This is a genomic window from Rathayibacter sp. VKM Ac-2801, from assembly GCF_009834245.1.
Lineage (GTDB): Bacteria > Actinomycetota > Actinomycetes > Actinomycetales > Microbacteriaceae > Rathayibacter.
On record NZ_CP047183.1, the window covers coordinates 1147321 to 1170248 of the forward strand.

A 22928-nucleotide genomic window follows, 5' to 3' on the forward strand; every position below is an offset into this window, starting at 1 on the left:
CAGCTGACGTCGTGCAGCGGCGTCAGCCGAAGTCGAGCGAGAGCTTGCGGAGCAGCTGCGCCAGCCGCTCCTGCTGCGCGTGGGTGAGCGCGCCGAGCAGCTCCTGCTCCGCGTCGACCAGGCGGGTGATCGCCGCGTCGACCCGGGCGAGCCCCGACGGCGTCATCTGCACCAGCACGCCGCGCCCGTCGTTCGGGTCGTCGAGACGCTCGACGAGGTCGCGCTCGACCAGCCGGTCGATGCGGTTGGTCATGGTGCCGCTGGTGACCATGGTCGCCTGGAGGAGCTGCTTGGGGCTCATCCGGTAGGGCGCGCCCGCGCGCCGCAGGGCCGAGAGCACGTCGAACTCCCACGTCTCGAGCTCCGACCGGCCGAAGGCGCTCCCGCGCGCGCGCTCGAGCTGCTTGGCCAGCCGGCGCATCCGCGAGAAGACCTGGAGCGGCGTGAAGTCGAGATCGGGCCGCTCCCGGACCCAGGCGTCGACGATCCCGTCGACCTCGTCATTCGCACTCACCCGTCCATTGTGGCGGCTGGGCGGCTCGGCGGACGCCGGGAGGCGGACGGGTCCGGAGGCGGGGACCTCCAGGGCCCCCGTCGCCCGCCGCAGCGGAGGCCGCCCGCGCCCGGGGCGGGGCCGGGCGCGCGGGGGTGGCAGGATGGACGGCGCGCGAGAGCGCGGTCCGCCATGGTGTAACGGCAGCACGGCAGCCTTTGGAGCTGTCCGGTCCAGGTTCGAATCCTGGTGGCGGAGCGGCACCAGGACGGTGCGCTCACGGAGGAGAACGCGAAGAACATGGCAGACAGCACGCTCGCCGTCGTGATCCTGGCGGCAGGCCAGGGCACCCGCATGAAGTCCCGCACCCCGAAGGTCCTGCACCGCCTCGCCGGGAGGCCGCTGCTGGGCCACGTGCTCGACACGGCCGCCTCGCTCGACGCGGCGCACGTCGTCACCGTGGTGCGCCACGAGCGCGACCGGGTCGCCGAGGCCGTCCTCGAGCACACCCCCTCCGCGCTGGTGGTGGACCAGGACGGGACGCCCGGCACCGGCCGCGCGGTCGAGCAGGGCCTCGCGGCGCTCCCGGAGTCCTTCGCCGGCACGGTCGTCGTGCTGAGCGCCGACGTCCCGCTGCTGGATGCACCGACCCTCCGCCGCCTGGTCGACGAGCACCTCGCGGCGGCGAACGCGCTCACCATGCTCTCCTGCGTGCTCGAGGACCCGACCGGCTTCGGCCGGATCGTCCGCGGCGGCGACGGAGCGTTCGCCTCCATCGTGGAGCAGAAGGACGCGAGCCCCGACGAGCTCGACCTCACCGAGACCAACGCCGGCGTCTATGCGTTCGACGCCGCCGCGCTCCGCTCGGTCATCGGCGCGATCGGCACCGAGAACGCCCAGCGGGAGAAGTACCTCACCGACGCCGCCGCCGCGCTCAAGGCCGCCGGCCGCGCGATCGAGGCCGTCCCCGTGCAGGACCGCTGGCTCGTGGCCGGGATCAACGACCGCGCCCAGCTCGCGGACGCGGCGCTCGAGCTCAACGCGCGCATCGTGCGCCGCTGGCAGCTCGAGGGCGTCACGATCCAGGACCCGGCGACGACCTGGATCGACGTGGACGCGGTGCTCGCCCCGGACGTCGAGATCCTCCCGGGCACGCAGATCAAGGGCCCGACCGTCATCGCCACCGGCGCGGTCATCGGCCCGGACACCACGCTCGACTCCTGCGAGGTCGGCGAGGACGCGGTCGTGAAGCGCTCCGACGCGACGCTCGCCGTGATCGGCGCGAAGGCCCAGGTCGGCCCGTTCTCGTTCCTCCGCCCCGGCACCGTGCTCGGCGCCCGCGGGAAGATCGGCACCTACGTGGAGACCAAGAACGCCGTCATCGGCGAGGGATCGAAGGTCCCGCACCTCTCCTACGTCGGCGACGCCGTCATCGGCGAGGAGTCGAACATCGGCGCCGGCTCGATCTTCGCCAACTACGACGGGGTGAGCAAGGCGTCCTCCGTGGTGGGCTCGCACGTGCGTGCGGGGTCGCACAACGTCTTCGTCGCCCCCGTTAGAATCGGTGACGGAGCGTACACGGGCGCCGGAACGGTCATCCGCAAGGACATCCCCGCCGGAGCCCTCGGGATCACCGTCGCTCCGCAGCGCAACATGGCCGGGTGGGTGCAGACCCACCGTCCGGGCACCGCAGCGGCCGACGCCGCCGAGGCGGCCCTGGCGTCGGATCCCACCGGATCCGACCAGGCGCCCACCGGAGGAAGCGGAGCACAGTGACCGGCATCACCGCCAGCAACAAGAAGAGCCTGGTCCTCGTCTCGGGGAGGGCGCATCCGGCACTGGCGGAAGCGGTCGCCGCCGAGCTCGGGACCGAGCTCGTCACGACCGAGGGGCGGACCTTCGCCAACGGCGAGCTCTACGTCCGCTACGGCGAGTCGGTCCGCGGAGGCGACGTGTTCGTCCTCCAGTCGCACACGTCCCCGATCAACGAGTGGCTGATGGAGCAGCTGATCATGGTCGACGCGCTCAAGCGCGCCTCCGCCAAGCGGATCACCGTGGTCGCGCCGTTCTACCCCTACGCGCGCCAGGACAAGAAGGGCCGCGGCCGCGAGCCGATCTCGGCCCGGCTCGTCGCCGACCTCTTCAAGGCGGCGGGAGCCGACCGGATCATGTCGGTCGACCTCCACGCGGCGCAGATCCAGGGCTTCTTCGACGGACCCGTCGACCACCTCTTCGCGATGCCCGTGCTGCTCGAGCACTTCCGCGAGAAGCTCGACCCCTCGACCCTCACCATCGTCTCGCCCGACATGGGCCGCGTCCGCGTCGCCGACATCTGGAGCGACAAGCTCGGGGTCCCGCTGGCGATCATCCACAAGCGCCGCGACCCGAAGGTCGCCAACCAGGTCTCCGTGCACGAGATCGTCGGAGAGGTGAAGGGCCGCGTCTGCCTCCTCGTCGACGACCTCATCGACACGGGACGGACCATCGCCAAGGCGGCTGAGGCGCTGAAGAAGGCGGGCGCGATCGGCGTGGTCGTCGCCGCCACCCACGCGGTGTTCTCCGAGCCCGCGGTCGAACTGCTGAGCTCGGAGTTCATCGACTCCGTCGTCGTGACCGACACGCTGCCGCTCCCGGAGGAGAAGAAGTGGGACCGCCTGACGATCCTGCCGATCGCCCCGTTGCTGGCGCGGGCCATCCACGAGGTCTTCGACGACGGCTCCGTGACGTCGATGTTCGACGGCGACGCGTAGGCGCCTCCCGGCCACTCCATCGGTCGTGGGCGCAGGATGGCCGCTGAGCGGCGCCCCCGAGGCCCGCACAGGCGGCAGCGCCTAGGGTGAGGCCGTGCCCCAGCGTTCGGATGCGACCCTCGCCCTGGCGGCGGTCTTCCTGGTCTGGTCGCCGGCCGCCGCCGCGGCGGGCTGGTGGCTGCTCCTCGGGCTCGCCGTCGCTGCGGCCACCGCGGCCCTGGGCGCCGTCGCCGACGCCGGGCGCACCGTCCACGACGGCCCCTCCTCGGAGTGGCTCGGGATCGTCGGTCGGGCGTTCGTCTCGGCCGCTCTGGCCCTGACCGCGGCCCAGTCCGTCCTCGGGGGAGCGGCCCGGCCCCTGGCCGTCCTGCTGCTCGTGGCCGTCGCGCTCTTCGGTCTGCGCGGCGGGCGCCTCCCCTCTCGCCCGGTCCTGCTCCTCGTCGGCGCGGTCGCGGTCCTGCTGGCCGCCGCCGCCGTGATCGTGCTGGTGTCCCCTCCGGACCCCGCGCCGCTCGACCCGCTGCGCGACGGAGGGCCGCTGGGGGCCGGCACCGCCGCGGCGCTGCTCCTGATCCTCCTGCCGACCTCGCGCTCCGGAGCGGTGACGGGCGTTCGCCCCGCTCTCGTGCGCATCGGGATCGCCACGGCCGCCGCCGCCGCGCTCGGCACCGGTCTGCTCCTGGCGGCCGGTCCCGAGGTCCTCGCGGCCTCGGAGACCCCCCTGAGCGCCGTCGCCCGGGGCACGGCCGCGTCCGGGCTCGTCGGGGCCGCCGCCGTGATCGCGGTCCTGCTCGCGCTCCTCGACCTCGGGAGGAGGGACGCGCGCGCCCTCGTCCGCCTCGCCGACGCGGGGGAGATCCCGGCGGTGCTCGCCACGAGGAACCGCAGGACCGGGGTGCCCGCGGCGGCCCAGCTCGTCCTCTGCCTCGTCGCCGTGCTCGCGGTCGTGATCCTCGACGCGGACGCGCTGCTCGCCTTCGCCGTGGCGGCCCTGCTGGTGGCGACGATCGTGCGGCGCCTCGACCACGGAGCGGCCGGCGCGAGCGGGCCGGCCCTCGCGTCCGCCGCGGTGTCGCTGCTGCTCCTGCTCGCCCTCCCGGCGGCCACGGCGGCCGCTGCGGCGGTGCTCCTGGCGGCGCTCCTGATCGCGCGGGCGTTCCGGACCTGAGGGTCAGTCGGGCCGGGCGTCGAGCACGCGCTCGGGGAGCCGGAGGGCCAGCGGGGAGCCCCTCACGGGGAAGGCGCCCCCGCCCGAGGATCCGAGGATCCTGCGGGCGGGGGCGCCTTCCCGTGCGAAGCGGGTCAGTGCGTGGAGGGGTCCTGCTCGATCTCGCTGCGGTCACCCGACCACAGCGTGTGGAAGGTGCCCTCCTTGTCGACGCGCTGGTAGGTGTGGGCGCCGAAGAAGTCGCGCTGGCCCTGCACGAGGGCGGCCGGGAGGCGCTTCGAGGCGAGCGAGTCGTAGTACGACAGCGCGGCGCCGAAGCCGGGGATGGGCACGCCGGAGAGCGCGGCGGTCGAGACGATGCGGCGCCAGGCGGCCTCGCCGTTCGCGACGGCCTCGGCGAAGTACGGGTCCTCGAGGAGGGTCGTGATGCCGGCGTTCTCGTCGTAGGCGTCGACGATGCGGTTGAGGAACTGGGCGCGGATGATGCAGCCGGCGCGCCAGATCTTGGCGACCGCTCCCTTGTCGATCTCCCAGCCGTACTTCTCGGCTCCGGCGATGATCGCGTCGAAGCCCTGCGAGTAGGCGACGACCTTGGAGGCGTAGAGCGCGGCGCGCACATCGTCCTCGAAGCCGTCGTACTTCTCGACCGGAGTGGGGCGCGAGGCGACGCGCTTCTGCACCGCGGCGCGCTGCTCCGGCTTCGACGACACGGCGCGGGCGAACACGGCCTCGGCGATGCCGCCGACGGGGACGCCGAGGTCGAGCGCGTTCTGCACGGTCCAGACGCCGGTGCCCTTCGAGCCGGCCTGGTCGAGGACGACGTCGATGAAGGGGTTCCCGGTGTCGGCGTCGACCTGGCGGAGGACCTCGGCGGTGATCTCGATGAGGTACGACTCGAGGTCGCCCTTGTTCCAGGCGTCGAAGACCTCGGCGATGGCGGCGGGCTCGTGTCCGCCGACCGTGCGGAGCAGGTCGTAGGCCTCGGCGATGAGCTGCATGTCGGCGTACTCGATGCCGTTGTGGATCATCTTGACGAAGTGGCCCGCGCCGTCGGTGCCGATGTGGGTGACGCAGGGCTCGCCCTCGGCGACCGCGGCGATCGACGAGAGGATCGGGCCGAGGGTCTTGTAGGACTCGACCGAGCCGCCGGGCATGATCGACGGGCCCTTGAGCGCGCCCTCCTCGCCGCCGGAGATGCCGGTGCCGACGAAGTGGATGCCGGTCTCGCGGACCGCCTTCTCGCGGCGGATGGTGTCGGTGAAGAGCGCGTTGCCGCCGTCGACGATGATGTCGCCGGGCTCGAAGACCCGCGTCAGCTGCTCGATCACGGCATCGGTGCCGCGGCCGGCCTGGACCATGATGATCGCGGTGCGCGGGGTGGCGAGCGAGGCGGCGAAGTCCTCGATGGTCTCGGAGGCGACGAAGCCCGCCTCCGGGTGCTCCGTGATGAGGGTCTCGGTGCGGCCGTAGGAGCGGTTGAAGACCGCGACCGTGTTGCCCTCGCGGCTGGCGAGGTTGCGGGCGAGGTTCGAGCCCATCACCGCCAGACCGACGACTCCGATGTTGGCTGTGGCGATGGGCTTCTCAGACACGGTTCTCCTCGACGTTCGCGTTCAGGGGCGAGCCCAGGCTAGCCCCGGGGCGCTGCCGGGAGCCCGGGTCGGAGCCGTCTGTCGGCTGCACATCGGTCGTGCGGCGCGCGCACGGTCTTGCGCGCGCCGGGACGACCGCGGCCGGAGCGGGTCAGGCGCCGTGGCCCAGGGGGACGCGCTCCGACGGGATCGGCGGCGGCGGGGGAGTGCCGTCGCCGAACGGGCGGCCGCCGAGCTCCTCGCGGCGCGAGGGGACGAGCCAGCCGGAGAGGTCCGGCCCCTTGGGGACGACGCCGGTCGGATTGATGTCCCGCTGCACCTCGTAGTAGTGCGACTTGATATGGGTGAAGTCGATCGTGTCGCCGAACCCCGGAGTGGCGAACAGGTCGCGCGCGTAGCCCCAGAGCGCGGGCATCGCCGACAGCAGGTTCCGGTTGGCCTTGAAGTGGCTGTAGTAGACGGCGTCGAAGCGGGCGAGCGTCGTGAAGAGCCGCACGTCCGCCTCGGTGATGGTGTCGCCGACCAGGTACCGGCGGGTGCTCAGCCGCTCCTCCAGCCAGTCCAGCCGAGCCCAGAGGCGGTCGTAGGCCCGGTCGTAGGAGCGCTGCGACCCGGCGAAGCCGCACTTGTAGACGCCGTTGTTCACGTCGTGGAAGACCAGCTCGGCGATCTCGTCGATCTCCTCGCGGTGCTCCTCGGGGTAGAGGTCGGGGGCGCCGTCGCGGTGGAACGCGGTCCACTCGGTCGAGAAGTCGAGCGTCATCACCGGGTAGTCGTTGGTGACGACCCGGCCGCTCGGGATGTCCACGAGGGCCGGGACGGTGATCCCGCGCGGGTAGTCGGGGAAGCGGGCGAAGAACGCGTCCTGGAGGCGGGGGATGCCCAGCACCGGGTCGACGCCGCCCGGGTCGAGGTCGAAGGTCCAGCTGCGCTTGTCGTGCGTCGGCCCGCAGATGCCCATCGAGAGGGCGTCCTCGAGCCCGAGCAGGCGCCGCACGATCACGGCGCGGTTCGCCCACGGGCAGGCGCGGGAGACGACGAGGCGGTAGCGCCCCGCCTCCACCGGGTACCCGTCGCGGCCGTCGGCGGTGATCCGCGTCGGGATGTAGTTCGTGTCGCGGTGGAAGCCGTTCTTCTCGACGTAGGAGCCGAAGTCGTCGCTCGTCATACCGGCACGGTAGGCGGTCCGCCTGGACTTCCGGCTCCGAGTCCGGCGGCGCGACCGCCTGCTGGCGGGCGGCCGCGATGCCGGGTAGGATCGGCAGCTGAACTTCGGCGAGGGATGCACGTGCATCCGTGATCGACGCGGTGGAAGCAGGCGAGGCCCCCACGGGGCGCCACGGACTTCTCCTCACGCTGACATGCGTTCGAGTCGACAAACCGTCCGTGGCCGCAGGCCACGACCCGATCCGGTGGCGTGCGCGCCGCCCAAGGAGAACATCATGGCTGAACTGACCAACAAGGTCGTCGTCGAGGTCCGCACCTCGTTCGGCAAGGGCGCCGCCCGCAAGATCCGCGCGCAGGACAAGATCCCCGCGGTCCTCTACGGCCACGGCACCGAGCCCCAGCACCTCACCCTCCCGGGCCACCAGGTGCTCCTGCTCACCCGCAAGGCGAACGCGATCCTCGAGCTCGACATCGAGGGCGCGGCGCAGACCACGCTGGTGAAGGACATCCAGCGCGACCCGGTGCGCCAGATCATCGAGCACATCGACCTCGTCGTCATCAACAAGGGCGAGAAGGTCGAGGTGGACATCCCCGTGCACGTCGAGGGCGACGCCGCTCCCGGCACCCTCGTCTCGATCGAGTCGAACACCCTCTCGCTCGAGGTCGACGCCACGCGCATCCCGCAGAACATCGTCGTCTCCGTCGAGGGCCTCGAGGCCGGCACGCAGATCACCGCCGCCGACGTCACGCTCCCCGAGGGCGCCACGCTGGTCACCGACGCCGAGGTGCTCATCGTCAACGTCACCGCCGAGGTCGAGCAGGACCTGGGCGAGGACGACGAGACCCCGGCCTCGGGCGACGTCGTCGCCGAGACCGCGGAGTAGTCCGCACCACCCCGGGAACGGGCCCGCTCGCAGCCGCGGCGGGCCCGTTCCGCGTCCGGTGGGGGAGTCCCTCCGCCGCCCCCGAGGAAGAGGAACGACATGGGTGACACCTGGCTGGTCGTCGGACTGGGCAACCCGGGCGCGCAGTACGCGCGCAACCGGCACAACGTCGGCCAGATGGTGCTCGACGAGCTCGCGGCGCGCATCGGCGGCTCGTTCCGCCGGCACAACCGAGCCAACGCCGTGGTCGCCGAGGGCTTCCTCCGCCCGGGCGGGCCGAAGCTCGTGCTGGGCAAGCCCAACAGCTTCATGAACCTCTCCGGCGGGCCGACGGCGCAGCTGCTCGACTTCTACTCGATCGATCCGGCGCACCTGATCGTCGTGCACGACGAGCTCGACATCCCCTTCGACACCCTGCGCCTCAAGCAGGGCGGCGGTCACGGAGGGCACAACGGCATCCGCGACATCCTCGCGGCGACCGGAGGGGCCGAGTTCCTGCGCGTGCGGGTCGGCATCGGCCGCCCGCCGGGCCGCCAGCAGGCCGCCGACTTCGTGCTGAAGGACTTCGCCGGCCCGGAGCGCGAGGCGCTCCCCATCCTGGTCTCGGACGCCGCCGACGCCGTCGAGCTCATCGCCGACTCCGGCCTCTCCGCCGCCCAGCTGAAGTTCCACACCAGCGGCTGACCCCACCACTCCTGCCCCCCATCACTGAGGGAACTCCGGACCGTCGAGGGAGCCCGCAGCTCCGGGCTCCCTCGACGGTTCAGGGTTCCCTCGGCGGTCGGTGCGCGGGGCGGCCGTAAACTGGATCCGTGCCCCTCAACGAGATCATCTCGGCGCTGTCGCGCGCCTCCACGTTCGACGATGCTCTCGCGTACGCGGTGCGGGACGCCGACTTCTCGGTGGCCGACGGCCTCCGGGTCCCCCTGCTCGCGGGCCTCGTCGAGAGGCGTGCCGAGGCGGGAAGGCCGCAGGCGGCGCTGGTGGTCACGGCCACGGGCCGCGACTCCGAGAACGTGCGCGCCTCCCTCGGCTGCATGCTGCCCGACGCGGATGTCGTCGAGTTCCCCGCGTGGGAGACGCTGCCGCACGAGCGCCTGAGCCCGAGCGCCGAGATCGTGGGGCGGCGCCTGGACGCGCTGCGGCGGATGAAGCAGTGGTCCGGCGAGCGGCCCCTCGTGGTGGTCGCCTCCGTGCGCGCGGCGCTGCAGCCGGTCGCCGACAACCTCGCCGACATCGAGCCGATCCGACTCGTGAAGGGCGCTCGCGGCTACGACCTCGGCCGGATCTCCGCCGAGCTGGTCGATCTGGCGTACGCCCGGGTCGACATGGTCACGCGCCGCGGCGAGTTCGCCGTGCGCGGCGGCATCCTCGACGTCTTCCCGGCAGTGGCCGAGCACCCGAGCCGGGTGGACTTCTTCGGCGACGAGGTCGACTCCATCCGCGGCTTCTCCGTGGCCGATCAGCGCTCGCTCCCGGGCGAGGCCGACTCGGTGGTCCTCCCGCCGAGCCGCGAGCTGCTGCTGGTGCCCGCGGTGCGGCAGCGGGCGCGCGAGATGCTGCACGAGTTCCCGAGCCTGTCGGCGATGCTCGCGAAGATCGCCGAGGGCATCCCGGTCGAGGGGATGGAGTCGCTCGCTCCCGCGCTGCTGGAGCGGCTGGTCCCGATCTCGCACTACCTCCCCGAGGGGGCGGCCGTCGCGGTCCTCGCTCCCGAGCGCGTGGCGACGCGGGCGATCAGCCTCGCCGAAACGAATCGCGAGTTCCTGCAGGCGGCGTGGAGCGCCGCGACCGCCGGCGCCGAGGCCCCCATCGACCTCGCCTCGGGCGAGTTCATCTCGCTCGGGGCGCTCCGCTACTCCGTGAAGCTCAGCGCCCCGGGGGCCGACGCTCCCGACCACCCGTGGTGGACGATGAGCACGTTCCGCCAGGGCCCCGCCGCGGGCGAGGCCGAGGTGCTGCCGGAGGAGCTCGGGATCGACGAGATCCTCGCCGTCCGCGTCGAGGGCGAGCCGGTCCCCGGATTCGGTGCGAGCGTCGAGGGCGCCCTCGCCCACGTCCGCGCGCGTCTGGCCGACGGCTGGACCGTGGTCCTGACCGCGCCCGGCACCGGCACGGTGGAGCGCACCGACCAGGTGCTGGCCGAGCACGAGGTCGCCGCCCGCATCGTCGCCGACCTCCCCGCCGGGCTCGAGACGGGCCTCGCCTACGTGGTGCAGGCCTCCGTCGACCACGGCTTCGAGGTGGAGGAGGCGAAGCTCGCCCTGCTCACCGACACGGAGTTCTACGGCCGCACCGTCGGCTACGACTCCCGCGCGGTGAAGAAGCTCGCGTCGCGCCGCAAGAACGTCGTCGATCCGCTGCAGCTCACCCCCGGCGACTTCGTGGTGCACGCCACCCACGGCATCGGCCGGTTCGTGGAGCTCTCGCAGCGCGAGGTCTCCAGCGGAGGCCGCAACGCGATCAAGACGCGCCGCGAGTACCTGGTGCTCGAGTACGCCCCCAGCAAGCGCGGGTTCCCCGGCGACAAGCTGCTCGTCCCCACGGACCAGCTCGACCTGCTCTCCCGCTATGTCGGCGGCGAGGCTCCGGCGCTCAGCAAGATGGGCGGGAGCGACTGGGCGCAGGCCAAGAGCAAGGCCCGTCGCGCGGTCCGCGACATCGCGGTCGAGCTCGTAAAGCTCTACTCCGCCCGGATGGCCTCGCGCGGGCACGCGTTCCCGCCGGACACCCCCTGGCAGCGCGAGCTGGAGGAGGCGTTCCCGTTCGCCGAGACCCCCGACCAGCTGACCGTCATCGACGAGGTCAAGGCCGACATGGAGCGGCCGATCCCGATGGACCGCCTGCTCTCGGGCGACGTCGGCTTCGGCAAGACCGAGGTCGCCGTGCGTGCGGCCTTCAAGGCGATCCAGGACGGCAAGCAGGTCGCGATGCTCGTGCCGACGACGCTGCTGGTCCGCCAGCACCTCGAGACGTTCCAGGAGCGCTTCGCCGGCTTCCCGGTGCACCTGCGGGCGCTCAGCCGGTTCCAGAGCGCGAAGGAGTCGAAGGAGACGATCGAGGGCCTCGCCGACGGCACCGTCGACATGGTCATCGCGACCCACCGGCTCCTCAGCGACAACATCGTCTTCAAGGACCTGGGCCTGCTCGTGATCGACGAGGAGCAGCGCTTCGGCGTCGAGCACAAGGACAAGCTCAAGGCGCTGAAGAAGAACGTCGACATCCTCTCGATGAGCGCCACGCCCATCCCGCGCACGCTCGAGATGGCGGTGACCGGCATCCGCGAGATGTCGACCCTGGCCACGCCGCCGGAGGAGCGCCACCCGATCCTCACCTTCGTCGGCCCCTACTCCGAGAAGCAGGTGTCGGCCGCGATCCGCCGGGAGCTCCTGCGTGAGGGCCAGGTGTTCTTCGTGCACAACCGCGTCTCGACGATCAACCGCGTCGCCTCGCAGCTCGCCGAGCTGGTGCCCGAGGCGCGGATAGCGGTCGCGCACGGCAAGCTCAGCGAATCGCAGCTCGAGCGGATCATCGTCGACTTCTGGGAGCGCAAGTTCGACGTCCTCGTGTCGACGACCATCGTCGAGACCGGCCTCGACATCCCGAACGCCAACACGCTGATCGTCGACCGCGCCGACAAGTACGGGCTCTCGCAGCTGCACCAGCTGCGCGGGCGCGTCGGCCGCGGCCGCGAGCGCGCCTACGCCTATCTCCTCTACGACGAGACGAAGCCGCTGAGCGAGACCGCGCACGATCGGCTGCAGACCCTGGCCGCCAACTCGGACCTCGGCGGCGGCATGCAGATCGCGCTGAAGGACCTCGAGATCCGCGGCGCGGGCAACCTGCTCGGCGGCGAGCAGTCCGGGCACATCCAGGGCGTCGGCTTCGACCTCTACCTGCGGATGATCGGCGAGGCCGTCGACACCTTCCGCGGCGAGGTCGCCGAGGGGCAGACGGAGCTGCGGCTCGAGCTGCCCGTCGACGCGCGCATCCCGGAGGAGTACGTCGACAGCGAGCGGCTGCGCCTGGAGGCGTACCAGAAGCTGTCGGCCGCGTCGTCGCCGACGGCGAAGGAGGGGAGCATCGACCTCGTGGTCGAGGAGCTGACCGACCGCTACGGCGAGCTGCCCGAGGCGGTCGAGAACCTCATCCTGGTGTCGCGGCTGCGCATGCGCGCGCAGAAGGCGGGCCTCAGCGACGTGGTCGCGATGGGCTCGAACGTCCGTGTGGCTCCCGCGCACCTGCCCGACTCGATCCAGGTGCGCCTGCGCCGGATGTACCCGACCGCGAAGTACCTGCAGCAGGCCGACGCGGTCGTCGTGCCGATGCCCGTGCTCGACGGCGTCCCGCTCGGCGACCGGGCGCTCATCCAGTGGGTGGCGTCGCTCCTGGACGCGCTGTTCCCGGAGCCGGTCACCGTCTGAGGTCCTCCGGCGGCGCTCCCCGGTGGCGCGCAGCTCCTGCTGCCGCGCCCCGGGAGGCGTCGCCGCCTCGGGAGTGCCCGCTGGCAGGATGGAGGGCATGCCGCTCCTCGCCGCCCGACGTCCCCGAGAGCCGGAGCCGCTCGCCGGCCCGCTGGTCGCCGTCCGCGGTGTCGCGGTGCGCGCGTCGGGCGTCGAGCTGCTCGCCCCGTGCTCGCTCCGGGTGGAGGCGGGGGAGCGGGTCGCGGTGACGGGCCGCAACGGCACCGGCAAGACCACCCTCCTCCGGGTGATCGCCGGTCTCACCGCTCCGAGCGAAGGAGTCGTGGGGGTGGCCGGGCGCGCCCCGGAGGAGCGCTCCGGAGCCCACCGCCGCGCCGTCGCCGCCCTGATCGGCACCCCGCCCTTCGAGCGGGACCTGACCCTCGAGGAGCACCTCGCGATGGTCGCCGTCTCGTGGGGCGCGCCGGTCGCCGCCGCCCGGCGCGAGGCCGCAGCAGGTCTCGATGCGCTCGCGCTCGCTCCGCTCGCCCGCCGCTTCCCGCACGAGCTCTCCTCCGGGCAGACGCAGCTCTTCTCCCTCGCGCTCGTGCTGGCGCGTCCCTCCGCGGTGCTGCTGCTCGACGAGCCGGAGCAGCGGCTCGACGTCGAGCGGGTGCCGCTGATCGCGGAGGTCCTGCGGCGCGCCGCCGCGTCGCGCGCACTCGTCGTCGCGACCCACAGCCCCGTGCTGATCGAGGGCCTGGGCGCGCGGGTCGTCGAGCTGGAGCGGGCGTGACGCGCGCGGAGGGGGCCCGCGTCACCGAGGTGCGGGCTCTCCACCGGGGCCGTGCCGCGGCTCCGCCGAGACCGCGCGCCTACGCGGGCTACCTCGCCGCGATGACCGTCCTCGTCGTCGTCCTCCCCGTCGCCCGGGCCCTCGCACTCCTCGCCGCCGAGGCAGGAGCCGCGCCGGAGCCGCTGATCGCCCTCGCCGCGGGTCTCGCCCTGCCCGCCGCCGTGCTCCTGGGCCGGGTGCGCGGACCCGCGGTCGGGGAGCCGCACACCACGGCCGTCCTGCTCGCGACCGACCTGCGCCGCTGGGCGGTGCTCCGCCGGCCCGTGGTCAGGGCGTCGGCCGGTCTCGTGGCGGCCTGCACCGCCGTCGCCTCGCTCCTCGCCCTCGCCGCCTCCGCGCCCCTCCTCCCGGCCGTCGTCAGCGGCGCCGCGTTCGCCGGTCTCCTCGCCGTCGCCTGGCTCGCCGGTCAGTGCCTGCCCTCGCGCCTGCCCGCGCTCGCGGCGGGCCTCCTCGCCTCCCTCGCGGTCCTCGGGTCCCTTCTGCCCGGGCTCCTCACGCCGGGCGTCCTCCTCGCCTCGGCCGTGAGCGGAGTGGACGAGGTGCGCGCCGCGACCGTGCTGCTCGCGTCGGCCGCGGTGCTCCTCGCCGCGGCGCCCCGCCTGCTCGACGCCGCGCGCGGCCCGCGGCTCCTCGCCCAGGCCCGGCAGTGGTCGGCGACCGCCCGGCTCGGAGCGACGGGCGATCTCGCCGAGTCGCTCGACGGCTACCGCGCTCTCCCGTGGACCGGGCGCGGGCTCCGAGCCGTCCGCTTCTCCCCGTTCGCCCTCGCGGTGCCGGTGCGCGACGCGATCGGCGCGCTCCGCACTCCCGGCCGCTCGGCGGTCGCGGTCGTCGCCCTGGCCGCCGCGGGCGCCGCCGCTGTGCTCGCCGCGGTCGTCCCGTCCTCCCTCCTCGCACTCCCGGCCGCCGCGGCGGGTCTGCTCGCCTACCTCGGCGCCGGCGTCTGGAGCGACGGCTTCCGCCACGCGGCCGCGACCGCGGGTCAGCCGGCGCTCCTCGCTCCCGGCCCGTTCGAGCTGCTGCTCCTGCACGCCGTGCTCCCGCTGGTGCTCGCGGTCGGAGTCGCGGTGCTCGGCGCCCTCGCGGCCTCGCTGCTGCTCCCGGGCGCGGCGGTGCCCGTGGCCGTCGCGACCGCCGTGGTCGCCGTCGCCGCACGGGCGATGGATGCGACCCGCGGTCCGCTGCCGCCGCAGCTGCTCGGCCCGGTGCCGCTCCCGATCGGCGACGGCGCCGGCGCCGTGGTGGTGCTCTGGAACCTGGCGGGCGCACTGGTCAGCGCCTCGACCACCGCTGCCGTCGCCGCGACGCCCGCGCTCCTCGCCGCGGTGCCGCTCGTCGCCGGCGGGTGCCTCCTCGTCGCGCGGCGGCGTCTCGCGCGGGCCTGAGGCTCCCGGGCGCCCGCCCCGCCCGGATGTCCGCGGTGGCGGCCGGACCGGATGCGAGGATGGCCGAGTGACCGCGCATCCCCGGCTCGACGAGCTCATCCGCACCGTCCACGTCCTCCGCGCCCCGGGCGGCTGCCCGTGGGACGCCGAGCAGACCCACGAGTCGCTCGTGCGCTACCTGATCGAGGAGTCACACGAGCTCGTCGACGCCATCGAGGCGGGGGACCGGGCGGACCTGATCGAGGAGCTCGGCGACGTCCTGTACCAGGTGCTCTTCCACGCCGACCTGGCCGCCGAGAGCGCCGAGCCCTTCACCATCGAGGACGTCGCGGCGCACATGAACGCCAAGATGATCGGCCGCCACCCGCACGTCTTCGGCGACGCCACGGCCGAGACGGCCGACGACGTGATCGCGGTGTGGGACGAGCTCAAGCGCACCGAGAAGCCGCACCGCACCAGCTCGCTCGACGGGATCCCGCAGGGCATGCCCGCCCTCGCGCTCGCCGACAAGGTGATCGGCAAGGCGACCTCGCTGGGCGTCGTGGACGCCGGCCAGGGCCCGCTGCCCATCGAGTCGGAGGAGGACCTCGGCCCGCTGCTGCTGGCCATCGTCGCCTCCGCCCGCGCCCAGGGGCTCGACGCCGAGCGCGCGCTCCGCACGGCGACGCGCGACCTGCAGGACGAGATCCGCGCGCTGGAGCAGGAGCGGCGCGCGGACTGAGTCCCCCGCCGGCCCGGCTCGGCCGATCTGGGAGAATCGCCGTCATGGCCTCCCCGATCACCCCGCCCCGCGGCATGCGCGACTTCCTCCCCGCCGACAAGGCGAAGCGCGAGCACGCGCTCGGCGTCATCCGCCGGGTGTACGCCTCCCACGGGTTCGACGAGATCGAGACGCCCGTGGTCGAGGACTTCGACCGCCTCCACTCCGGCCTCGGCGGCGACAACGAGAAGCTCGCCTTCAGCGTGCTGCGCCGCGGGCTCACCCGCGACGACCTGGCGGCGGTCGACGACGCCTCCGCCCTCGCCGACCTCGGCCTGCGCTTCGACCTCACGGTGCCGCTCGCCCGCTTCTACGCCTCGCATCGCGCCGAGCTGCCGGCCGTCTTCCGCTCGGTGCAGATCGCGCCGGTGTGGCGCGCCGAGCGCCCGCAGAAGGGGCGGTACCGCCAGTTCGTGCAGTGCGACATCGACATCATCGGCGAGCCCGGGCAGCTGGCCGAGGTCGAGCTCATCACGGCGACCGCGGCCGCGCTCGACGCCCTGGGCCTCGAGGACTGCACCATCCGGATCAACGACCGCCGCATCCTCACCGGCATCCTCGAGCACTGCGGCTTCGCCCCCGAGCGCTTCGGCCCGGCCCTGATCTCGATCGACAAGCTCGACAAGATCGGCGCCGCCGGTGTCGTCGCCGAGCTCGAGGCCGACGGGCCGGACGCGGCCGCGGTCCTCGGCGGCTACCTCGCGCGGATCGAGCAGGCGGTCGCCGCCGGGGGAGTGGCGCTCGAGCAGTCCGCGATCCTCGACGTGCTGCCCGAGGGCATCGACCCGGAGGCGGTGCTCGCGCTCGAGACCCTCGCCCGGTCGCTGCGCTCGCTTCCCGCCGGCGTCTCGCTCCGCTTCGATCCCACGCTCGTGCGCGGGATGGGCTACTACACCGGCACGATCTTCGAGATCGCGCACCCGTCCTCGGGCTCCTCGGTCGGCGGAGGCGGGCGGTACGACGGGATGATCGGCCGCTTCCTCGGGCAGAACGTGCCGGCCTGCGGCTTCTCGATCGGCTTCGAGCGGATCGTCGAGCTGATCGGCGGCGCCGTCGTCGAGCGCCCCGACGCCGTCGTCCTCGTGCACGAGCGCGACGCGGCGCCCGAGGTGCTCCTCGCGCTCAAGCAGGAGCTGATCGCCCAGGGATCGCGCGTGCGCCTCGAGCGCCGGGCGAAGAACCTCACCCCGCTGCTCGACCGCGCGGCCGCCGCGGGCTTCACCCGCTTCGCGCTCGTTCCGCGCGACGCCGCCTCCGCCGCCGACCTCTCCTTCAAGGATCTCGGCTGAGCGTCGCCGGCGGCCTCGGGTGAGCGCCGCCGGCCGCCGGCGCTGAGCCGCGCCCGAGGCAGGGGCCGGGCGGGAGCGGGGCCGGCCGTCGGGGCTGAACAGGGTCTCAGACGATCCGTCAGCGGATCCCCCCGGATTGGTCGGATCGTTGTCGGATCCGTGAGAGCCTTAATACCCGCGAAATCTGCGGACACACCCGAGAAATCTCCCCCGGATAGCGTCGAGGCACCCGATCGGCGCGGCTTGGCGCGCCTGCACGGGCACCCCGTCGCGACCCCGCGCACCGCACTGCAGCAGCCTGACGATCCCACCCGAGGAGTCCCCCTTGACCCTGTCGCCCTTCCGCTCCACCAGCCTCGACCGCCGCAGCCTCCTCCGCCTGGCGGGCGTCGCCGGCCTCGCGATCGGCGGCGCCTCCGTCCTCGCCTCCTGCGCCTCCGACTCCTCCGGCGCGTCCGCCGCGGACGGCGGCGACCTCGGCACCCTCAAGGTCCAGCTCTCCTGGATCAAGAACGAGGAGTTCGCGGGCGAGTTCTTCGCCGACTCGAAGGGCTACTTCACCGAGGCCGGCCTCTCGGGAGTGACGCTCACCCCCGGCCCCTCGACCGGCGTGGCCGAGCTGCTCTCGGGCAGTGCCGACGTCGCGCTCAGCGACGCCGTCTCGATCGGCACCGCGATCGCCCAGCAGGAGGCCCCGCTCAAGATCATCGGCGCGACCTACCAGAAGAACCCCTTCACGGTCCTCTCGATCAAGACCGCCGGGAACATCGCCACTCCGGCCGACCTCGCCGGGAAGAAGATCGGCGTCCAGGCCTCGAACACCTCCCTGTTCCAGGCGCTGCTCGCCGCGAACGGCCTCTCCGAGTCCGACCTCACGGTCGTCCCCGTCGAGTACGACCCCTCCGTCCTCGTCAACGGCACCGTCGACGGCTTCATCGCCTACCTGACGAACGAGGCCATCACGGTCGCGGCCGAGGGCTACGAGGTCGTCAACCTGCCCTTCGCCGACAACGGCCTCCCCTTCGTCGCCGAGACCTTCTCGGTGTCGGAGCAGGCGATCGCCGAGAAGCGCGAGGCGCTGAAGGCGTTCCTCGTCGCCGAGATCAAGGGCTGGACCGACGCGGTCAACGACCCGGAGGCGGGCGCGATGCTCGCCGTCGAGAACTACGGCAAGGACCTCGGCCTCAACGAGGAGTCCTCCAAGAAGGGCGCCACCATCCAGGCCGAGGAGCTGGTCGTCTCGGACGAGACGGTCTCGAACGGCCTCTTCACCATCTCCGAGACGCTGCAGTCCGAGACCATCGCGTCCCTCGCGGGCGCCGGGATCGACGTCACGGCCGAGGACCTCTTCGATCTGACCCTCCTCGACGAGGTCTACGAGGAGAACCCCGAGCTGATGAAGTACGCGGCCTGAACCTGATCCACGAAGGGCACCACTCGTGACCGACACGACCGACGCCGGCACCCTGCGCGACCAGGGTGCCGGCGGCACCGGCATCCAGATCCACGGCCTGTCGAAGACGTTCCGGATGGGCTCGCGCAGCGTCGCGGCGCTGCAGGACACCGACCTCCACACCGACCAGGGCAGCTTCCTCGCCCTGCTCGGCCCGTCGGGCTGCGGCAAGTCGACCATCCTGCGCATCCTCGCGGGCCTGGAGGAGCCGACGTCCGGCTCCATCCGCGTCGACGGCCGCACCCCCCAGGAGCTGCGCCGCGACAACAAGCTCGGCATCGCCTTCCAGGACCACGCTCTCCTGCCGTGGCGGAGCGTCATGGCGAACATCCGCCTGCCGTTCGAGATCGCGGGCACGAGCGTCGACCAGTCGTACATCGACGAGCTGATCGACCTCGTCGGCCTCCGCGGCTTCGAGAAGGCCAAGCCGGCCCAGCTCTCCGGCGGCATGCGCCAGCGCGTGTCGATCGCGCGGTGCCTGATCCTCAAGCCCGAGGTCCTGCTGCTCGACGAGCCGTTCGGCGCTCTCGACGACATGACGCGGCAGAAGCTCAACCTCGAGCTGCTGCGGATCTGGACCGAGAAGCCCGCCACGACGCTCCTCGTCACGCACGGCATCTCGGAGGCGATCTTCCTCTCGGACCGCGTCGCGGTGATGAGCCCGCGCCCGGGACGGGTGAAGGAGATCATCGACATCGACCTGCCCCGCCCGCGCACGCCCGAGATGCAGCGCACCCCCGAGTTCCACGCCTACGTCGACCAGGCTTCGGAGCTGCTGTTCGGCGACGGCGGCGCGGCCGCGGACGACCGCGTCTAGGAGGCACCGTGGCCACCACGCTCCCCGCGGCCCCGCGCCGCACTCTGTCCCTCCCTCCGTGGCTCACCGGGCTGATCGGCGTCGCGGCGATCGTCGCCGTCTGGTGGATCGTGGCGCTCGTCACCGCGCCCACCGGCACCGCGACCTACGCGCCCGTCCCCACTCCCGTGCAGGTCGTGCAGACCGCGATGGAGGACGGCGCCGGCTTCTACTGGCGCAACTTCTCGGTCACGATCGGCGAGGCGGCGGTCGGCTACTTCTGGGGCAACCTGATCGCGCTCGTGCTCTCGGCGCTCGTGCTGGTCCTGCCCTGGCTGGAGGGGGTCGTCTCGCAGCTCGCGGTCATCACCTACTGCGTGCCGATCGTCGCCATCGGAGCGATCGTGCTGCTGATCCTCGGCGGCGCGGACGCTCCCGGGAAGGCGAGCGCGACGGCGATCTTCCTGGCCGGCCTCTCGGTGTTCTTCACCACGGTCGTCGGCAGCCTGCTCGGGCTGAAGGCGGCCGACAAGGCGGCGCTCGACGTCGTCACGGTCTACGGGGGCTCGCGGTTCACCCAGCTGCGCAAGGTCCGCCTGATCGCGGCCCTGCCCAACATCCTGTCGGCGCTGCAGATCGCGGTGCCCGCGGCCTTCCTCGGCGCGATCCTCGGCGAGTACTTCGGCAAGATCGAGACCGGCGTGGGCCCGATCCTGGTCGCGGCGCAGGTCTCGCTGAACTCACCCCGCGTCTGGGCGCTCTTCCTCCTCTGCGCGGGCGTCGCGCTCCTCGGCTACGGCATCGTCGGACTGATCGGGCGCCTCATCGCGCCCTGGTCCTCCGGAAAGCGGGCATGACCATGACGACCACCGTCCCCGACCGCACGGAGCAGTCCACGGCCACGTCGATCCTCGCGGTCGACGAGCTGCGGCGCCAGCTGCGCACGGCCGCCCTCGGCGCGACTCTCACGAGCCTGCGCAAGAGCCTGCTCGTCGCCCTCTCGACGATCGTGATCGTGCTGGCGATCTGGATCGGCGTGGTCCTCTTCAGCGGGGTCTCGCCCTACGTGGTCAAGGGCCCGTGGGACGTCTGGCAGCACCTGGTCACGGACGCGAAGGCGGCGGAGCACCGCGCCGAGCTGGGCGGCCTCTTCGCGGTGACCATGGGCGACGCGCTGATCGGCTTCGCGGCCGGCCTGGTCGTGGCGATCCTCGGCGCGATCCTGTTCCGCCTGTCCAAGGGCATCGAGCACGCGCTGATGCCGTTCGCGATGCTGCTGCGCTCGGTGCCGCTGATCGCGATGGCGCCGCTGATCATCCTCGTCTTCGGGACCGGCTCGATCGCCTCGGTCGCGGTGATCGGCGGGATCGTCGTCCTGTTCCCCGCGCTGGTGACGATCGCCTTCGGCCTCAACAACGCCTCCCCGCAGATGCTCGACGTGGTCGCGGTCTACGGCGGCAGCACCCTCACCGCGATCCGCAAGGTCGCCATCCCCGGCTCGCTGCCCTCGCTCTTCGCCGCGATCCGCATCTCGGTGCCCGGAGCGATCACGGGCGCGCTGCTCGCCGAGTGGCTCTCCACCGGCTCGGGCATCGGCGGGGCGATCAACGCCTGGTCGGCCCAGGCCCGCTTCGCGGACGTCTGGTCGGCGGTCGTGCTCGTGACTGGCGTCTCGCTGGTGCTCTACATGCTCGTGCAGGTGCTCGAGACCTTCGTCCTCTCCCGGATGTCCCTCTCCCTGAGCTGATCGCCCCCTCCTGCACTTCTCCGCGAGATGCCACTTCGGAACGCCTCCACCGGCGTGTCGCGTACCGAAGTGGCATCTCGCGGACGGGAGGAAAGGCGGGCGGGAAGGGGACAGGGCAGGGGGAGCGGAGCGACGGGGCCGGGTCAGACGGTGACGATCGCGTCGACGCGGTGGCCGGCCAGCACCTCGCGGCCGCCGAGCCCGTCGAGCTCCATGACCACCGCGATCCCCTCGAGGCTCCAGCCGGCGCGCTCGATCAGGCGGCGGCTCGCGTCGAGCGTGCCCCCGGTCGCCAGCACGTCGTCGACCAGCAGCAGGCGCGAGCCTCCGGGCGCCGCGTCCTCGTGCACCTCGAGCATCGTCTCGCCGTACTCGAGGGTCGCCTGCTCGCGGAGCACGGCCCGCGGCAGCTTGCCGGGCTTGCGGATGGTGACGACGCCGAGCCCCGCGGAGTAGGCGGCCGCCGCGGCCAGCAGGAACCCGCGCGCCTCCACGCCCGCGATCGCGTCGATCCGGCCGCGGTAGGGCTCGATCAGGGCGTCGGCCACCGCCCGCAGCGCCTCGCCGTCGCCGAAGACCGGCGTGAGGTCGCGGAACAGGATGCCCGGGCTCGGGAAGTCCGGGACGACGGCGGTGAGGCGGTCGACGTGGTCGGCGGCGGTCGTGGTCACGGGGAACCTCCGGGTCGGCGGGTGCGCCCGGGCCGTCCGGCGATCGGGCCCTGGGAGTCTACGACCGGCCGCGGTCTCCTGCGCTTCGGAGGCGGTCAGTAGACTCCTTCCCGACCGCTCCCGTCTCCGGGAGCCCATCCGTCAAGAGGAGATAGTTGTGGCCCTTATCGAGGCAGTCGTCGCCCGAGAAATTCTGGACTCCCGTGGCAACCCCACGGTCGAGGTCGAGGTCCTGCTCGAGGACGGCGCGTCCTCGCGAGCGGCCGTCCCGTCCGGCGCCTCCACCGGCGCGTTCGAGGCGTACGAGCTCCGCGACGGCGACTCCGACCGCTACCTCGGCAAGGGCGTGCAGAAGGCCGTCGACGCCGTCATCGACGAGATCGGCCCGGCCATCGAGGGCTTCGACGCCACCGACCAGCGCCTCGTCGACGCCGAGCTGATCGAGCTCGACGGCACCGAGAACAAGTCCCGCCTGGGCGCGAACGCGATCCTCGGCGTCAGCCTCGCCGTGGCCAAGGCCGCCGCGCAGTCGTCGGACCTGGACCTCTTCCGCTACGTCGGCGGCCCGAACGCGCACACCCTGCCCGTGCCGCTGATGAACATCATCAACGGAGGCGCGCACGCCGACACCGGCGTCGACATCCAGGAGTTCATGGCCGTCCCGCTGGGCGCCGAGTCCTTCTCCGAGGGCCTGCGCTGGGGCGTCGAGATCTACCACGCGCTCAAGGCGCAGCTGAAGAAGGCCGGCTTCGCCACCGGCCTCGGCGACGAGGGCGGCTTCGCCCCCGACCTGCCCACCAACCGCGAGGCGCTCGACTTCATCCTCAAGGCCGTCGAGGCCGCCGGCTTCACCCCCGGCACGGACATCGGGCTCGCGCTCGACGTCGCCTCCTCGGAGTTCTACGAGGACGGCGCCTACACGTTCGAGGGCAAGAAGCTCTCGGCCGAGGAGCTCTCCTCCTACTACGCCGACCTCGTCGCCAACTACCCGCTGGTCTCGATCGAGGACCCGCTGGACGAGGACGACTGGGCCGGCTGGACCCACCTCACCGCGGCGATCGGCGACAAGGTGCAGCTCGTCGGAGACGACCTGTACGTCACCAACCCCGTGCGCCTCGCCCGCGGCATCGCCGAGAAGGCCGGCAACTCGATCCTGGTCAAGGTGAACCAGATCGGCACGCTCACCGAGACGCTCGACGCCGTGGCCCTCGCCCAGCGCAACGGCATGACCGCGATCCTCTCGCACCGCTCCGGCGAGACCGAGGACACCACCATCGCCGACCTCGCGGTCGCGGTGGACGGCGGCCAGATCAAGACCGGCGCCCCGGCCCGCTCGGACCGCGTCGCGAAGTACAACCAGCTGCTGCGCATCGAGGAGATCCTGGGAGGTGCGGCGACCTACGCGGGTCGCTCCGCCTTCCCGCGCTTCTCCGCGTAGTCTCGGCACGCCGGACCGGCCCCGGAGCCCAGCACCTCGGTGCGGGCGCCGGGGCCGCTCCACTTCCCCCGCCGCG

General features: G+C 72.8%; 19 protein-coding genes and 1 tRNA gene. 16 read left to right on the plus strand and 4 right to left on the minus strand.

Features of this window, described 5'->3' with window-relative positions; translation table 11 throughout:
• Positions 1–22: 22 nt before the first annotated feature.
• Positions 23–514, minus strand: coding sequence for a MarR family transcriptional regulator (locus GSU45_RS05250; RefSeq protein ID WP_104222340.1), 492 nt, complete (start codon positions 512–514; stop codon positions 23–25).
• Positions 515–679: 165 nt separating this feature from the next.
• Here GSU45_RS05250 and GSU45_RS05255 point away from each other — a divergent pair.
• The 4 genes from GSU45_RS05255 to GSU45_RS05270 all read left to right on the plus strand — a co-directional run bounded on the left by GSU45_RS05255 (position 680) and on the right by GSU45_RS05270 (position 4411).
• A tRNA-Gln gene (locus tag GSU45_RS05255) sits at positions 680–751 on the plus strand.
• A 42-nt stretch (positions 752–793) separates the two neighbouring features.
• Positions 794–2269 carry a bifunctional UDP-N-acetylglucosamine diphosphorylase/glucosamine-1-phosphate N-acetyltransferase GlmU gene (gene glmU / locus GSU45_RS05260; protein ID WP_159913294.1) on the plus strand — a complete coding sequence of 492 codons (1476 nt, stop codon included), beginning with the start codon at positions 794–796 and terminating at the stop codon, positions 2267–2269.
• Positions 2266–3243: a ribose-phosphate diphosphokinase gene (locus GSU45_RS05265; RefSeq protein ID WP_159913296.1), complete on the plus strand. Its 978-nt coding sequence runs from the start codon at positions 2266–2268 to the stop codon at positions 3241–3243. The genes glmU and GSU45_RS05265 overlap by 4 nt, the downstream gene beginning before the upstream one ends.
• Before the next feature lie 94 nt (positions 3244–3337).
• Positions 3338–4411, plus strand: coding sequence for a hypothetical protein (locus tag GSU45_RS05270; RefSeq protein WP_159913298.1), 1074 nt, complete (start codon positions 3338–3340; stop codon positions 4409–4411).
• A gap of 134 nt (positions 4412–4545) precedes the next feature.
• On the opposite strand, the gene gndA is transcribed toward GSU45_RS05270, so the two are convergent.
• Both gndA and GSU45_RS05280 read right to left on the minus strand, forming a co-directional pair.
• Positions 4546–6003 (minus strand): NADP-dependent phosphogluconate dehydrogenase, encoded by a 1458-nt coding sequence (gndA, locus tag GSU45_RS05275; RefSeq protein WP_159913300.1) that lies wholly within the window; start codon positions 6001–6003, stop codon positions 4546–4548.
• A gap of 151 nt (positions 6004–6154) precedes the next feature.
• Positions 6155–7171, minus strand: a complete 1017-nt coding sequence (locus GSU45_RS05280) for a glutathione S-transferase C-terminal domain-containing protein (protein WP_159913302.1) — start codon at positions 7169–7171, stop codon at positions 6155–6157.
• A 274-nt stretch (positions 7172–7445) separates the two neighbouring features.
• Here GSU45_RS05280 and GSU45_RS05285 point away from each other — a divergent pair, with 274 nt between their 5' ends.
• The 11 genes from GSU45_RS05285 to GSU45_RS05330 all read left to right on the plus strand — a co-directional run bounded on the left by GSU45_RS05285 (position 7446) and on the right by GSU45_RS05330 (position 20743).
• Positions 7446–8054: a 50S ribosomal protein L25/general stress protein Ctc gene (locus GSU45_RS05285; RefSeq protein ID WP_104238997.1), complete on the plus strand. Its 609-nt coding sequence runs from the start codon at positions 7446–7448 to the stop codon at positions 8052–8054.
• Positions 8055–8153: 99 nt separating this feature from the next.
• Positions 8154–8738, plus strand: coding sequence for an aminoacyl-tRNA hydrolase (pth, locus tag GSU45_RS05290; protein ID WP_159913304.1), 585 nt, complete (start codon positions 8154–8156; stop codon positions 8736–8738).
• Between the two features lie 128 nt (positions 8739–8866).
• Positions 8867–12478 carry a transcription-repair coupling factor gene (gene mfd / locus GSU45_RS05295; protein WP_159913306.1) on the plus strand — a complete coding sequence of 1204 codons (3612 nt, stop codon included), beginning with the start codon at positions 8867–8869 and terminating at the stop codon, positions 12476–12478.
• A 97-nt stretch (positions 12479–12575) separates the two neighbouring features.
• On the plus strand, positions 12576–13253 hold the full coding sequence (locus tag GSU45_RS05300) for an ATP-binding cassette domain-containing protein (RefSeq protein WP_159913308.1): 678 nt from the start codon (positions 12576–12578) through the stop codon (positions 13251–13253).
• A complete protein-coding gene (locus tag GSU45_RS17225) occupies positions 13250–14698 on the plus strand; it encodes a hypothetical protein (protein WP_244248227.1) in 1449 nt (482 codons plus the stop codon). The genes GSU45_RS05300 and GSU45_RS17225 overlap by 4 nt, the downstream gene beginning before the upstream one ends.
• Positions 14699–14765: 67 nt before the next feature.
• On the plus strand, positions 14766–15419 hold the full coding sequence (locus GSU45_RS05305) for a MazG family protein (protein ID WP_244248228.1): 654 nt from the start codon (positions 14766–14768) through the stop codon (positions 15417–15419).
• A gap of 44 nt (positions 15420–15463) precedes the next feature.
• Positions 15464–16747, plus strand: coding sequence for a histidine--tRNA ligase (gene hisS, locus GSU45_RS05310; protein ID WP_159913312.1), 1284 nt, complete (start codon positions 15464–15466; stop codon positions 16745–16747).
• A 325-nt stretch (positions 16748–17072) separates the two neighbouring features.
• A complete protein-coding gene (locus GSU45_RS05315) occupies positions 17073–18161 on the plus strand; it encodes an ABC transporter substrate-binding protein (RefSeq protein WP_244248229.1) in 1089 nt (362 codons plus the stop codon).
• A gap of 115 nt (positions 18162–18276) precedes the next feature.
• A complete protein-coding gene (locus tag GSU45_RS05320; RefSeq protein WP_159916900.1) occupies positions 18277–19017 on the plus strand; it encodes an ABC transporter ATP-binding protein in 741 nt (246 codons plus the stop codon).
• Positions 19018–19025: 8 nt separating this feature from the next.
• Complete coding sequence (locus GSU45_RS05325) at positions 19026–19853, plus strand: ABC transporter permease subunit (protein ID WP_244248230.1); 828 nt, start codon at positions 19026–19028, stop codon at positions 19851–19853.
• A complete protein-coding gene (locus tag GSU45_RS05330; protein ID WP_159913314.1) occupies positions 19850–20743 on the plus strand; it encodes an ABC transporter permease subunit in 894 nt (297 codons plus the stop codon). The genes GSU45_RS05325 and GSU45_RS05330 overlap by 4 nt, the downstream gene beginning before the upstream one ends.
• 143 nt (positions 20744–20886) lie before the next feature.
• On the opposite strand, the gene GSU45_RS05335 is transcribed toward GSU45_RS05330, so the two are convergent.
• Positions 20887–21414 carry an adenine phosphoribosyltransferase gene (locus GSU45_RS05335; protein ID WP_244248231.1) on the minus strand — a complete coding sequence of 176 codons (528 nt, stop codon included), beginning with the start codon at positions 21412–21414 and terminating at the stop codon, positions 20887–20889.
• A 157-nt stretch (positions 21415–21571) separates the two neighbouring features.
• Here GSU45_RS05335 and eno point away from each other — a divergent pair, with 157 nt between their 5' ends.
• Positions 21572–22852, plus strand: a complete 1281-nt coding sequence (eno, locus tag GSU45_RS05340; protein ID WP_159913318.1) for a phosphopyruvate hydratase — start codon at positions 21572–21574, stop codon at positions 22850–22852.
• Positions 22853–22928: the final 76 nt, after the last annotated feature.

What these genes read in the sequence shown, in the direction of transcription:
- hisS (WP_159913312.1), top strand. Translation starts at nt 15,464, where the DNA reads ATGGCCTCCCCGATCACCCCGCCCCGCGGCATGCGCGACTTCCTCCCC.
- GSU45_RS05280 (WP_159913302.1), bottom strand. Translation starts at nt 7,171, where the DNA reads ATGACGAGCGACGACTTCGGCTCCTACGTCGAGAAGAACGGCTTCCAC.
- GSU45_RS05300 (WP_159913308.1), top strand. Translation starts at nt 12,576, where the DNA reads ATGCCGCTCCTCGCCGCCCGACGTCCCCGAGAGCCGGAGCCGCTCGCC.
- GSU45_RS05320 (WP_159916900.1), top strand. Translation starts at nt 18,277, where the DNA reads ATGGGCTCGCGCAGCGTCGCGGCGCTGCAGGACACCGACCTCCACACC.
- glmU (WP_159913294.1), top strand. Translation starts at nt 794, where the DNA reads ATGGCAGACAGCACGCTCGCCGTCGTGATCCTGGCGGCAGGCCAGGGC.
- GSU45_RS05330 (WP_159913314.1), top strand. Translation starts at nt 19,850, where the DNA reads ATGACCATGACGACCACCGTCCCCGACCGCACGGAGCAGTCCACGGCC.
- pth (WP_159913304.1), top strand. Translation starts at nt 8,154, where the DNA reads ATGGGTGACACCTGGCTGGTCGTCGGACTGGGCAACCCGGGCGCGCAG.
- GSU45_RS05285 (WP_104238997.1), top strand. Translation starts at nt 7,446, where the DNA reads ATGGCTGAACTGACCAACAAGGTCGTCGTCGAGGTCCGCACCTCGTTC.